This is a genomic window from Sphingomonas pokkalii (assembly GCF_003096275.1).
In the GTDB taxonomy this organism is placed as follows: Bacteria; Pseudomonadota; Alphaproteobacteria; order Sphingomonadales; family Sphingomonadaceae; genus Sphingomonas; species Sphingomonas pokkalii.
Genome location: NZ_QENQ01000001.1, coordinates 2,442,501 through 2,454,450, shown reverse-complemented (window position 1 = coordinate 2,454,450; position 11,950 = coordinate 2,442,501). Strand labels below are relative to the sequence as shown.

Here is an 11,950-nt window from a genome sequence, read left to right as displayed (position 1 = left end):
ATGACCGACCACGCACCCCATCCGGCGCTGCTCGCCAAGGCCGAGACCCTCACCGAAGCGCTGCCCTATCTGCAGCGCTATGCCGGCGCCACCTTCGTCGTGAAATATGGCGGCCACGCCATGGGCGACCCCGAGCTGGCGCGCGACTTCGCCGAAGACGTGGTGTTACTCAAGGCGGTGGGGATCAACCCGATCGTCGTCCATGGCGGCGGCCCGCAGATCGGGCGGATGCTCAAGCGGCTGGGGGTCGAATCGACCTTCGTGGGCGGCCTGCGCGTCACCGACAAGGCGACCGCCGAGATCGCCGAAATGGTCCTGGCGGGATCGATCAACAAGGAAATCGTCGCCTGGATCACTGCGGCCGGCGGCAAGGCGGTGGGCATTTCGGGCAAGGATGCCGGGCTGGTCCGCGCCGAGAAGGTGCAGCGCACCGAGGCCGATCCCCTTCAGGGTATCGAGCGCCATGTCGATCTTGGTTTCGTCGGCGAGCCGGTGGCCGTGGACATTTCGATCCTGAAGTCGCTGGCGGCATCGGGCTTCATCCCCGTGGTCGCGCCGATCGCGCTGGGGGCGGATGGCCATACCTACAACATCAATGCCGATACCATGGCGGGCGCGATCGCCGGTGCGTGCGGCGCCAAGCGCTTCTTCCTGCTCACCGACGTGCCGGGCGTGCTGAGCAAGACCGGTGACCTGCTGACCGATCTGGACGCCGCGCGGGTCCAGGCGCTGAAGGATGACGGGACGATCTCCGGCGGGATGATCCCCAAGGTGGAAACGTGCGTGAACGCGGTCGCGGCCGGGGTCGACGCGGCGGTGATCCTCGATGGGCGCATCCCGCACGGCATGCTGCTCGAAATCTTTACCCGCCAGGGCGTAGGCACGCTCGTCCATAGCTGATTGTCCGGCGGACGATTGATCCTATATCGGTCCTGAAACGGTGCCTCGGAGAGAGAATTGACCCAGATTGGCCTGATGCTGCTGCAGATCGTGCAGGTGGTGCTGAATATCGTCTGGTGGATTATCGTGATCCAGGCGATCCTGTCGTGGCTGATCGCGTTCAACGTCATCAACACGCACAGCGATTTCGTGCGCACGGTGTGGTACGCCCTCCAGCGGATGACCGAGCCGCTCTATCGCCCGATCCGGCGCATCCTGCCCGATTTCGGCGCGCTCGATCTTTCGCCCCTGGTGGTGCTGCTGATCCTCTACATTCTCCAGACGATCGTGGTCCCGCGGATCGCGTTCATGATCGCGGGCGCCGCGCTCTGAGCCGGTACGGTGCCTGCCTGGCGGCCTAGCGCCACCGGAATCGAAATCGCCGTGCGCGTGACGCCCCGGTCGTCGCGCGACATGCTGGCGGCGGGGACGGAAGAGCATTTTGCTGCCCGTCTCGCCGCCCCGCCGGTGGAGGGCGCCGCCAATGCCGCGCTGGTGCCGCTGGTCGCCAAGACCTTCGGGGTGCCCAAGCGCGACGTGACCCTGGTCGCGGGGGAAACCTCGCGGCTCAAGCGACTTTCGATCGCCGGAGACGGTGCGGCGCTGGAACAAATCGCCCGCAGCCTCTATGGCGAGGGGCATGACGGCTGAGATCATCGACGGCAAGGCATTTGCCGCGGGCCTGCGCGCCCGCATCGCGACCCTGGTTCCTGCATTCGAAGCGGCGGCGGGGCGCGTGCCCGGCCTTGCCGTGGTGCTGGTCGGCGAAGACCCCGCCTCCGCCGTCTATGTCCGATCCAAGGGCAAGCAGACGCGCGAGGCCGGCATGGCGAGCTTCGAGCACCGCCTGCCCGCCGATACCACCCAGGCCGAGCTGCTGGCACTGGTCGATCAGCTGAATGCCGATGCGAGCGTGGACGGCATCCTAGTCCAGCTGCCGCTCCCGAAGCATATCGACGAGCAGGCGGTGCTGCTGCGCATCTCGCCGGAGAAGGACGTCGACGGCTTCCACCCGGTCAATGCCGGCCGCCTTGCCACCGGGCTGGAGGGCTTCGTGCCCTGCACCCCGCTCGGCTGCCTGATGCTGCTCCAGGACAAGCTGGGCAGCCTGTCCGGCCTCGACGCGGTGGTGATCGGGCGTTCGAACATCGTCGGCAAGCCGATGGCGGCGCTGCTCACCAAGGCGAGCGCGACGGTGACGGTGGCGCACTCGCGCACCCGCAACCTGCCGCATTATCTGAAACATGCCGATATCGTCGTCGCTGCGGTGGGCATCCCGCACTTCGTCAAGGGCGAATGGCTGAAGCCCGGCGCGACCGTGATCGACGTGGGCATCAACCGCACCGAGAACGGGCTGGTCGGCGACGTCGATTTCGAAAGCGCAGCGAGCGTGGTCGGCGCGATCACCCCGGTGCCGGGCGGTGTCGGCCCGATGACGATCGCCTGCCTGTTGCGGAACACTTTGGTCGCCGCGCACCGCAACGCCGGGGTTGCGCTCGAGGCAGACGCGATTTGATCGAGCTGTTCGTCTCGTCGCTGGTCACGTTCTTCGTCATCATCGACCCGCCTGGTTGTGCGCCGATCTTCGCGGGGCTGACGGCGGGGACCAACGCCGTGCATCGCCGCGCGATGGCAGTGCGCGCGGTGACGGTCGCCTCGATCATCCTGCTCGGCTTCGCGCTGTTCGGCGAGGCGCTGCTCCATGCACTGGGGATCAGCCTCAACGCCTTCCGCATCGCGGGCGGCATCATGCTGTTCCTGATCGCGCTGGAGATGGTGTTCGAGAAGCGCACCGAGCGCCGCGAGGACCGCGCCGAGAAGGTGAAGGCCGAGGATCCGGTCGATATCTCGATCTTCCCGATGGCGATGCCGATGATCGCCGGGCCGGGATCGATCGCCTCGGTGATGCTGCTGATGTCGCAGAGCCAGGGGATCGAGCAATCCGCGACGGTGCTGGCGGCGATGCTTGCGATCCTGCTGCTGACGCTGGTCGCGCTGCTGGCGGCCGGGCCGATCATGCGCATCGTCGGTGCCAAGATCGAAGCGGTGGTGTCGCGGCTGCTGGGCGTGCTGCTGGCGGCGCTGGCGGTGCAGTTCGTGATCGATGGTATCCGGGCCGCGTTGGCGGCCGGGTAAACCTCTATTCCCCTCCCGCAAGCGGGAGGGGGAGCGAAAGCGCGGCGCCGTTACCGGTCGTACCGGATCTTCCACAGGCGGTACGGCGATCCGTCGGCCAGCGGCACGGTCTCCAGCCAATCGGGCACCTGGCCCTTGGCGAGCTGGGCATAGAAGCCCTGGGGATTGCGTGCGCGATACACGGTCGTTTCCGACATGTTGGGGCAGATCAGCAGATAGCCGGCCCGATGCCGGGCGGCGATGGCGCGGAAGGCGGCGGCCGGGCCGGTAAAGGCGTGGTGCACGTCCAGAATCGCGGTGCCGTTGCGGTGATAGGGGCCGGCGACGGCATTGTGATGCGTAACGACGATCAGGCGCGGCCCAAGATCGACATGGGTGAAGATCGTCGCGGCAGGAATCGCGTCCAATGTCCGCAACTGCGAGGTGCGGGTGCAGGCGATATTCGCCTGGCGCACCCGGTCACTGCCCGGCCGGGCCGTGCTCTTGGCGGCCCAGGGCATCTTCGCGCCGCTGGCCCAGATGCCGACGCCGGCAAAGACGAGCAGCGCGATGCCGATGCGCAGCCAGAGCGGACCACGGCGGAGCAGCCAAGGCACCGCCAGCCAGATCATCGCGGTGATGCCCGGCAGGGCGAGCAGCTGCGCCCCCGGCGCGGCGCGCAACTGCCATAGCAGCATCGCGGCGGCGAAGGTGGTGAACAATGCGACGGCGGCCCAGCCGATCCGTCGGGGCGTGCGGCGCGCGTGCCACACCGCCAGCAGCGCGCCGATCAGCCCCAGGCTGGCGACGATGGCGATCGGGATCGCGGTTTCGCGCGGGTGGCGGTAGATCGGGCGCGCTTCGCGGACGTTCGACAGCCAGGTGGTGTACAGCTCGTCGGATACCTGTTCGGGCCGGCCGAGGCATTGCGGAAAGAAGTGGACGAATCCGGCGACGATCAGGCCGCCGGCGAGGGCGGCGAGCGCCAGCCGCAGCCAGCGCGAACCCGGATTGGCCAGGGCGAGCGCGACCAGCAGCGCGCCCGCGGCAACCAGCACGCTCAGCCATACCGGGGTTAGCGCGTCGCACCGCATCGCCTGGTTGGCATTCGATGCGAACAGCGCGAACCCGATGGCCGATCCGCCGCCCAGCGTGAGGCCATAGACTATCAGTCGGCGTCGCTCGCCCGCGTCCCATACCCAGCGCAAGCCCAGTATCGCCCCCGCCATGGCACAGAAGGGCAGCAGTTCGAGGCCGATCGACAGCGAGAAGGCGCTCGCCAGGCCGACCACGGCGCCGCCGCGCGCGCCCTTTGGATCGCACAGGCCGGCGACCGTCATCGCCAGGGCGGCGAGCTGCCAGCCATGGTGATCGATCCGCATCGGCGCGTACATCGGCAGCGTTGCGGTGCAGGTGAACAGCAGCAGCGCCAGCGCGATCGGCCAGGCGAGCGGCGAAACGAGGCGGCGCACGGTGAGCGACAGGCCCGCCATGGTAATCGACAGCGGCAGCAGCGGCGCGATGCCGCACGCCCATTTCTCCGCCGTCGCGGCGCCGAGGAACGGTTTGAGCAGGAGGATCAGCCCGGCGATCGGCAGGTCGACGATGCGGGACCAGTGGATGTCGAATCCGCCCAGCGCCGGGTCCATCCGGTACTGGCGCAGATCGTACCAGCCCTGGCCTGCGAGCAGCGCGCGTACCTGCATGAGGCGCATATTGTCGTCGGTGTCGCCCAGGGTGAGCCAATAGATGTTGCCCTGGCGCTGGACGAGAAACCAGGCGACCGTGCAGGCCCAGACCAGCAGCGTCCAGCCGAGCCAGTGGCGATCGAATTCGTCTCGAACGCGGAAACCGCGCATGGGGTGGGGCGTCAAAATCGCTTTCCTCGAATGCTGGCGCGCATTAGGGCGGGGCAGGGTCCAAGGGCAAGCGAGTGTGACGGCGGTACTTCAAAGAGTTGAGGCGTTGCGCGCCAGCGGGGTGCTGGGGCAGCTGATCCGCTTCGTGATCGTTGGCGGGCTTTCCACCGTGGTATACGCCGCCGTGTATTGGCCGCTCGCCACCTATGTTATCTGGCCGGTGCTCGCATCGGTTGCGGGTTTTCTGGTGGCCGTGGTTTTCGGCTATGTCTTTCACAGCCGCTGGAGCTTCCAGGGGCACGGCGCCGAGCAGAATGCGGCGTTGAAGTTCAAGTTTTTCGTCGTGCAGTCGGCGGGCATGGTGATGAACGCCGCTTTCACCTGGTGGCTTACCGGCCCGTTCGTGCATGGGCCGACCTGGTGGCCGCTGGTGCCGGCGGTACTGGTGACGCCCTTCGCAACTTTCGCACTCAATCGCTGGTGGGTTTTCGGCTGACATGGACCGTATCGTTTACGACCGCATGGCGGCGCATGATTCCACCCATTGGTGGTACCGCGCCCGCCGCGACATCCTGGCGGACTATCTCGCCCGCTACGGCGCGGTGCCGAAGGATGCGAAGATCCTCGAAATCGGCTGCGGCACCGGCCACAATTTGCCGATGCTCGGCGCGTTCGGCGACGTCGACGCGATCGAAATCGATCCCGCCGCACGGGAAATCGCCAGCACGCGGCTGGGCAAGCCGGTGGGTTCGTCGCCGTTGCCGGACCTGACCGGGGTGGAACCCGGCAGCTACGATCTGGTCGCGGTGCTCGACGTGGTTGAGCATATCGACGACGATGTGGCGGCGCTGCAGGCGATGGCGCGGGTGCTCAAGCCCGGCGGCAAGATCCTGATCACGGTCCCTGCGCACCAGTGGATGTGGAGCGCACACGACGTGGTGAACCACCACAAGCGCCGCTATTCGAAGCGCACGCTGCTCGCAGCGCTGGAGAAGGCGGGGCTCCGGTGGAACAAGCTGCGCTGGTTCAACTCGCTCCTGTTCCCGGTAGCGGTGGCGGCGCGCTTTGCCGGCAAGCTGATGGGCAAGGACGACAGCGACGATTCGCCGCCGCCGGCCGCACTCAACAAGGCGTTCGAGACGATCTTCGGGCTGGAGCGCCACCTGCTCGGCCGCCTGCCGATGCCGCCGGGCCTCTCGATCATCGTGCTGGCCGAGCCGAAGGGGTGAGCCTGCTTCCCCCTCCCGCAGGCGGGAGGGGAGCGCCGCTTACTCTGCCGCGTCGTTGTGGCGGGCCTGGGGCGAGACGCTGATCGCGCCCGAATCCTGGTGGCGATAGCCGAGCGAGGCATGGCCCTGCACCGGCCCGGCGACATCGGCGATCAGATACAGCGGCCGCCGTTTCGATTCGACGTAGAGCCGCCCCAGATATTCGCCGATCATCCCCAGCACGAACATCTGCACCGCGCCCAGCACCACCACGACCAGCATCGTCGAGGTCCAGCCCTGCACCGCGCGGCCGAGCAGCCAGGCGACCAGGATGTAGAGCACCAGCAGCGCCGACGCCGCCGTCAGCAGCAGGCCGACATGGCTGGCGAAGCGCAAGGGGGCGGTGGAGAAGCCGGTGATCGCGTCGAGCGCGAAGCGGATCATCTTGCCGAGCGGGTATTTGGTCTCGCCCGCATGTCGCTCGTGCCGATCGTAGACGAAGGGCACCTGGCGGAAGCCGATCCAGGCGACCATGCCGCGGATGAAGCGCGCCTGTTCGGGCAGCGACAAGAGCGCATCGAGCGCACGCCGGCTCATCAGGCGGAAATCGCCGGTGTCGAGCGGGATCGGCGTGTCGGTGATGCGATCGAGCATGCGGTAGAAGATCGCCGCGGTCGCCTTCTTGAACAGGCTCTCCCCCTCGCGCTTGCGGCGGACGGCATAGACCACGTCGGCGCCCTGCGCGGCCATCGTGGCGCGCATCTCGGTCAGCAACTCGGGTGGATCCTGCAGATCGGCGTCGATGATCAGGATCTGGTCGCCGGCACACAGGTCGAGCCCGGCGGTGAGCGCGAGCTGGTGGCCGTGGTTGCGCGACAGGTTGATCGCGACGAGATGCGGATCGGCGGCGGACAGGCGCTGCATCACCTGCCAGCTGCGGTCGCGCGAGCCATCGTTGACGAAGAGGATCTCGTACGAGTCGCCCACCGCATCGCGCGCGGCGGCGCTGACGCGGGCGTGGAGCATGTCGAGGCATGCTTCTTCGTTGTAGCAGGGGACGACGACGGAAAGCTGGGGACGTTTCATGATCGCCGGTCTGTAGCGCTGCCGGAACGGCGCGTCGAGCGGGCGCGCATCAGGCGAACAGGCTCGAAACGAGCCACAGATTGGCGCCGGTGATCGCGGCGAACAGCAGCCAGCCGATCGCTTGCAGCCATACCGGGCTGGCGAAGCGACCCATCAGCGTGCGATCGGCGGTGAGCAGCAGCAGCGGCGCCATCGCGAAGGGCAGCCCGGCGGAGAGCACCACCTGGGTCAGCACCAGCAGCTTGCCCACCGCATGGTCACCGAGCAGCAGCACGCCGGCAAGCGCGGGCACCAGCGCCAGCCCGCGGGTGATCAGTCGTCGGACCCAGCAGGGGATCTTGAGGTCCAGGAAGCCCTCCAGAATCACCTGGCCGGCGATGGTGCCGGTGAAGGTTGCGCTCTGGCCGGAGGCGAGCAGGGCGATGCCGAACACCGGCGCTGCGATCGCGGCGCCGGTGGCGGGGGTGAGCAGGCGATAGGCGTCCTCGATCTCGCGCACGCCGGTATGGCCGTTGGCGTTGAACGCGGAGGCCGCGACGATCAGGATCGCGGCGTTGACGAAGGTGGCGGCGAGCAGGGCGGCGATGATGTCGATCTGGGCATAGCGCACCGCCTCGCGCTTGGCGGGCTCGTCGGGGCCCGAGACGCGGGTCTGCACCACCGAGCTGTGCAGGTAGAGATTGTGCGGCATCACCGTCGCGCCGAGAATGCCGATCGCGAGGTAGAGCGCATGGGGGTCGGCGAGGCGGCTGGCATCCGGCACCATGCCCGCCAGCACCGCGGCCCCGTCCGGCGGCGACAGGAACAGCTGCACCACGAAACAGGCCGCCACCGTGCCGATCAGCCCGAGCATGATCGCCTCCATCTGGCGGAAGCCCTGGCCCTTGAGGCTGAGCACGATCACCACGTCGAGCGCCGTGATCAGCACGCCGATCCACAAGGGAATGCCGAGCAGCAGCTGGAAGGCGAGCGCGCTGCCCAGCACCTCGGCCACGTCGGTCGCGATGATCGCGAGTTCGGCGAACAGCCAGAGGAACTTGGCGATCCCCGGCGAATAACGGTCGCGCACCAGCCGTGCGAGGTCGCGCCCCGTCGCGATGCCCAGCCGTGCGCACAGCGATTGAAGCAGCATCGCCGCCGCGCTGGAGGCGAGGATGACGAACAACAGGCCATAGCCGTAGCGCGAGCCTGCCTCGATGTCCGTCGCCCAATTGCCCGGATCGATATAGCCGACCGACACCAGCAGGCCAGGGCCCATATAGCGTAGCAGCTTGGCGATCGGGGGCAGGTTGGCCGGCACGCTCACGGTGCCGCGCACCTCCGAGGGGCAGAACGGCGCAGTGGCGGTGCGGGGCAATCGGAACATGGGCGGCTCACGGACACGGAAGGGCAACCGCCCTTGTGGCGGCCGGTTCCGCCCGCGACAACCTATCCCTCGGCACTGGATCGTTACGGCCAGGGTTTGACAGCATCTCCTTTGCGGCTATAGCAACTGCGACTCAGTCGCAGTATCAAATAAGGGGAGATTTTGTGATCCATTCCATCGCCCGCCTTGCCCGGGCGGCGAGCCTGTTCGCGTACCTGTCTGCTGCGCCCGTCTTTGCCCAGGCGCAGCAGGACCGCGTCGCGACCGATGCCGCGGTCGTTCCCGATCCCGCCACCATCACCGTCTCGGCGACCCGCCTTGCGACCGACACGCAGAAGGTGCCTGCGACCGTCACCGTCGTCACCGACGAGAAGATGGCCGACCAGTTGGTGAACGACGTTAAGGACCTGGTGCGCTTCGAGCCGGGCGTGAGCGTGCCGCGCCAGCCCGCCCGCTTCGGTGCGGCATCGGGCACCACCGGCCGCGCGGGGAACGAAGGGTTCATCGTCCGCGGCATCGGCGGCAACCGCGTGCTGATCCAGGTGGACGGCGTGCGCGTGCCCGATGGCTTCACCTTCGGCGCGCAGAGCGTGGGGCGCGGCGACTATGTCGATCTCGGCCTGGTCAAGTCGGTCGAGATCCTGCGCGGACCCGCCTCGGCGCTGTACGGCAGCGACGGCCTGGCGGGCGCGATCAGCTTCACCACCGCCGATCCGGGCGATTTCCTGACCGGCGGCAAGGCGGTGGGCGGGCTGGTGCGCGCGGGCTACCAGTCGTCCGACCAGGAATGGAGCGAGACCGGCATCCTTGCCGGGCGCAGCGGCGATTGGTCGGCGATGGTCGCCTATACCCGCCGCGACTTCTCCGAACTGGAGAACCAGGGCAGCGTCGGCGGCAGCGGGGCGGCACGCACCAAGGCCAATCCGCAGGACGGCGATTCGAACGCGGTGCTCGGCCGGATCGTTTACGAACCCGGCACCGGCCACAAGCTGCGGCTGACCGGCGAATATCTGGACAATCATCTCGACAGCAACGTGCTGACCAGCGTCAGCGCCAGCGTCGCCGGTACGACCGCTAACGACGCGACGAAGCGCAAGCGCGCGGCGTTCGACTGGACCTGGGATGGGCAGGGCGCGATCCAGCGCACCCGGCTGAGCCTTTACTGGCAGCAGGCAAAGGACCGCCAGTTCTCCGCCGAGGACCGCGTTGTGCTTGCCGACCGCACCCGCCTGAATACCTTCGACAATCGCGTGTTCGGCGGATCGGGCGAGATCGTGTTCGGCTATCAAACCGGCGCGCTGCGCCACCGGCTGATCGTCGGCGCTGACGCCAGCCGTACCCGGCAGGAAGGTATCCGCGACGGCACCGTGCCGCCGGTGGGCGAGACCTATCCCACCCGCGCCTTCCCGATCACCGATTTCACGCTGGCCGGCCTGTTCGTCTCGGACGAGATCAGCCTCGGCCCGGTGACGCTGTTCCCGGCGCTGCGCTTCGACCATTATGCGCTCGATCCCAAGAAGGATGCGGCGCTGCCGGCGTTCAACTCGGTGAGCCAGAGCGGCTCGCGCGTCTCGCCCAAGATCGGGGCGACGGTGGCGTTGGGGAGCGGGTTGAGCCTGTTCGCCAATTATGCCCAGGGATTCAAGGCGCCCGAACCCAGCCAGGTGAACCAGTTCTTCCAGAACCTCGCCTTCGGCTACCGCTCCGAACCCAACCCCAAGCTGAAGCCCGAGACCAGCCGCAGCGTGGAAGGCGGCATCCGCTTCGGCGGCGGCGGCGTGCGCGTGCAGCTGACCGGCTTCCATGCCGATTACGACAACTTCATCTCGCAGGAAGTGGTAGGCGGCGCATTCACGCCTGCGAACCCAGCGGTCTACCAGTTCATCAATCTCGACGAGGCGCGGGTGAACGGCATCGAAGGCCGGGTGGATGCCCAGCTCGGCCGCGGCTTCAGCGCCAACCTCGCCTTCGCCTATGCCGATGGTGACGTGATCCGCAACGGCAAGAAGGCGTCGCTCTCGACGGTCGATCCGGCGAAGATCGTCGGCGGGCTCGGCTACCGCGCGCCCGACGGGGCGTTCGGGGGCCAGCTGATCGTGACGCACAGCACCCGCAAGGAAGCGAGCGCCACCACCGGCGTATGCACCGCCGCCTGCTTCCGCCCGGATGCCTTCACCATCGTCGATGCCACCGCCTTCGTGCGAGTGACGAACGGCCTCACGCTGCGCGCGGGCATCTTCAACCTGCTCGACAAGAAATATGCCTGGTGGAACGACGTGCGCGGCCTCGCCGCCAGCTCGACGATCACCGACGCCTACACTCAGCCGGGGCGAAACGGCAGCGTCTCGCTCAGCTACCGCTTCTGACCATCGGAGGGCACATCATGAAGTTTCGACACATCGGCCTGCTGGTCCTGAGCCTTGCCGCCATGGTGCCGGCGCTGCCTGCCCAGGCGGACGGCCCGGTCAAACCGCGTAGCGCCGCCGAGGAACAAGCCGCGTTCGCGGCCGACCGGCGCGACATCCTCGCCATGGCGGGCACCTTCAAGGTCCGCTTCGACATGCAGGAATCGACCGCCTGGCGCGCCGACTATACGCCGATCGACCGGTCGATCTCCGGCGGCAACGAAGTGGTGCGGGTGATCGAGGACACCGGCCGCCACATCGTCCTCCAGCATCTGCTGGTGGTGGAGCAGGGCGGCAAGACCATGGTGATCAAGCACTGGCGCCAGGACTGGGACTATGCGCCCGCCCGCGTGCTCGTCTATGCTGGCCCGAACACATGGAAATGGGAAGCGGTGCCCGAGGCGATGCGCCGGGGCCGCTGGTCGCAGACCGTGTACCAGGTCGATGACAGCCCGCGCTATGGCGGCTGGGGGCAGTGGACCACCGAGGGCGGCGTGCGGCGCTGGCGTTCCGGCTGGACCTGGCGCCCGCTCGCCCGGCGCGATGCGGTGCGCGGGCCCGTCTATGACCGCTATCTCGGCATCAATCGCCACCAGCCGACCCCGAACGGCTGGATCCACTGGCAGGACAATACCAAGATGGGCGTGATCGACGGCAGGCTGCAGCCGGTCGTCCAGGAATATGTGCTCAACAGCTATACCCGCTTCGACGGCTATGACGTGAAGGCGGCCGATGCCTATTGGGCGGCGACCAAGGGCTATTGGGCCGCGATCCGCGCGGAATGGGACCGCATCGCGCAGGCCAAGAACGGCATCCGCATCACCGAGGCGGCGCAGGCCGGCACGGTGATCGCCAGCCGGCTGCTCGAAATCGCCGACGAGGTGCAGGCTGGCAAGAGGAAGGAAGCCGACGCGATCGCGCTGGCCAAGACGCTTATGGATCAGGCGACCAGGGCCGCCTGATCCTGCGCGC

12 protein-coding genes are annotated in these 11,950 nt (G+C 67.8%); 9 read left to right on the top strand and 3 right to left on the bottom strand.

Annotated features, from left to right (window positions below):
* The 5 genes from argB (at window position 1) to DD559_RS11225 (ending at window position 3,075) form a co-directional block, all read left to right on the top strand.
* A complete protein-coding gene (argB, locus tag DD559_RS11245) occupies window positions 1-900 on the top strand; it encodes an acetylglutamate kinase (RefSeq protein ID WP_116469250.1) in 900 nt (299 codons plus the stop codon).
* Window positions 901-975: 75 nt separating this feature from the next.
* Window positions 976-1,272, top strand: coding sequence for a YggT family protein (locus DD559_RS11240; RefSeq protein ID WP_206364568.1), 297 nt, complete (start codon window positions 976-978; stop codon window positions 1,270-1,272).
* 9 nt (window positions 1,273-1,281) lie between these two features.
* The gene (locus tag DD559_RS11235; RefSeq protein WP_116469249.1) at window positions 1,282-1,590 is read left to right on the top strand and encodes a DUF167 domain-containing protein; all 309 of its coding nucleotides are present in this window, start codon (window positions 1,282-1,284) and stop codon (window positions 1,588-1,590) included.
* A complete protein-coding gene (folD, locus tag DD559_RS11230) occupies window positions 1,580-2,455 on the top strand; it encodes a bifunctional methylenetetrahydrofolate dehydrogenase/methenyltetrahydrofolate cyclohydrolase FolD (protein WP_116469248.1) in 876 nt (291 codons plus the stop codon). Before DD559_RS11235 ends, folD begins: the two co-directional genes overlap by 11 nt.
* Window positions 2,452-3,075, top strand: a complete 624-nt coding sequence (locus DD559_RS11225; RefSeq protein ID WP_116469247.1) for a MarC family protein — start codon at window positions 2,452-2,454, stop codon at window positions 3,073-3,075. Before folD ends, DD559_RS11225 begins: the two co-directional genes overlap by 4 nt.
* Window positions 3,076-3,125: 50 nt before the next feature.
* Here the strand turns inward: DD559_RS11225 and DD559_RS11220 are convergent, their stop codons facing one another.
* A complete protein-coding gene (locus tag DD559_RS11220) occupies window positions 3,126-4,913 on the bottom strand; it encodes an AcrB/AcrD/AcrF family protein (protein ID WP_116469246.1) in 1,788 nt (595 codons plus the stop codon).
* Window positions 4,914-5,019: 106 nt separating this feature from the next.
* Here DD559_RS11220 and DD559_RS11215 point away from each other — a divergent pair, with 106 nt between their 5' ends.
* Together DD559_RS11215 and DD559_RS11210 are read left to right on the top strand one after the other, a co-directional pair.
* Window positions 5,020-5,409, top strand: coding sequence for a GtrA family protein (locus DD559_RS11215; protein WP_206364493.1), 390 nt, complete (start codon window positions 5,020-5,022; stop codon window positions 5,407-5,409).
* A gap of 1 nt (window position 5,410) precedes the next feature.
* On the top strand, window positions 5,411-6,142 hold the full coding sequence (locus DD559_RS11210; RefSeq protein WP_116469245.1) for a class I SAM-dependent methyltransferase: 732 nt from the start codon (window positions 5,411-5,413) through the stop codon (window positions 6,140-6,142).
* A 39-nt stretch (window positions 6,143-6,181) separates the two neighbouring features.
* Here DD559_RS11210 and DD559_RS11205 read toward each other — a convergent pair whose 3' ends face one another.
* Both DD559_RS11205 and DD559_RS11200 read right to left on the bottom strand, forming a co-directional pair.
* Window positions 6,182-7,207, bottom strand: coding sequence for a glycosyltransferase family 2 protein (locus DD559_RS11205; RefSeq protein ID WP_116469244.1), 1,026 nt, complete (start codon window positions 7,205-7,207; stop codon window positions 6,182-6,184).
* Window positions 7,208-7,256: 49 nt separating this feature from the next.
* A complete protein-coding gene (locus DD559_RS11200) occupies window positions 7,257-8,573 on the bottom strand; it encodes an Nramp family divalent metal transporter (protein ID WP_116469243.1) in 1,317 nt (438 codons plus the stop codon).
* A gap of 164 nt (window positions 8,574-8,737) precedes the next feature.
* On the opposite strand from DD559_RS11200, the gene DD559_RS11195 reads away from it, so the two are divergent.
* Together DD559_RS11195 and DD559_RS11190 are read left to right on the top strand one after the other, a co-directional pair.
* On the top strand, window positions 8,738-10,939 hold the full coding sequence (locus tag DD559_RS11195) for a TonB-dependent hemoglobin/transferrin/lactoferrin family receptor (protein WP_116469242.1): 2,202 nt from the start codon (window positions 8,738-8,740) through the stop codon (window positions 10,937-10,939).
* A 17-nt stretch (window positions 10,940-10,956) separates the two neighbouring features.
* The gene (locus DD559_RS11190; RefSeq protein WP_116469241.1) at window positions 10,957-11,940 is read left to right on the top strand and encodes a DUF6607 family protein; all 984 of its coding nucleotides are present in this window, start codon (window positions 10,957-10,959) and stop codon (window positions 11,938-11,940) included.
* The last annotated feature ends 10 nt before the right edge of the window (window positions 11,941-11,950 follow it).

Bases quoted from the DNA above. Each gene is read 5' to 3' on its own strand.
- DD559_RS11240 (WP_206364568.1), top strand. From the start codon at position 976: ATGCTGCTGCAGATCGTGCAGGTGGTGCTGAATATCGTCTGGTGGATT.
- DD559_RS11205 (WP_116469244.1), bottom strand. From the start codon at position 7,207: ATGAAACGTCCCCAGCTTTCCGTCGTCGTCCCCTGCTACAACGAAGAA.
- DD559_RS11200 (WP_116469243.1), bottom strand. From the start codon at position 8,573: ATGTTCCGATTGCCCCGCACCGCCACTGCGCCGTTCTGCCCCTCGGAG.
- DD559_RS11210 (WP_116469245.1), top strand. From the start codon at position 5,411: ATGGACCGTATCGTTTACGACCGCATGGCGGCGCATGATTCCACCCAT.
- DD559_RS11190 (WP_116469241.1), top strand. From the start codon at position 10,957: ATGAAGTTTCGACACATCGGCCTGCTGGTCCTGAGCCTTGCCGCCATG.
- folD (WP_116469248.1), top strand. From the start codon at position 1,580: ATGACGGCTGAGATCATCGACGGCAAGGCATTTGCCGCGGGCCTGCGC.
- argB (WP_116469250.1), top strand. From the start codon at position 1: ATGACCGACCACGCACCCCATCCGGCGCTGCTCGCCAAGGCCGAGACC.
- DD559_RS11220 (WP_116469246.1), bottom strand. From the start codon at position 4,913: ATGCGCGGTTTCCGCGTTCGAGACGAATTCGATCGCCACTGGCTCGGC.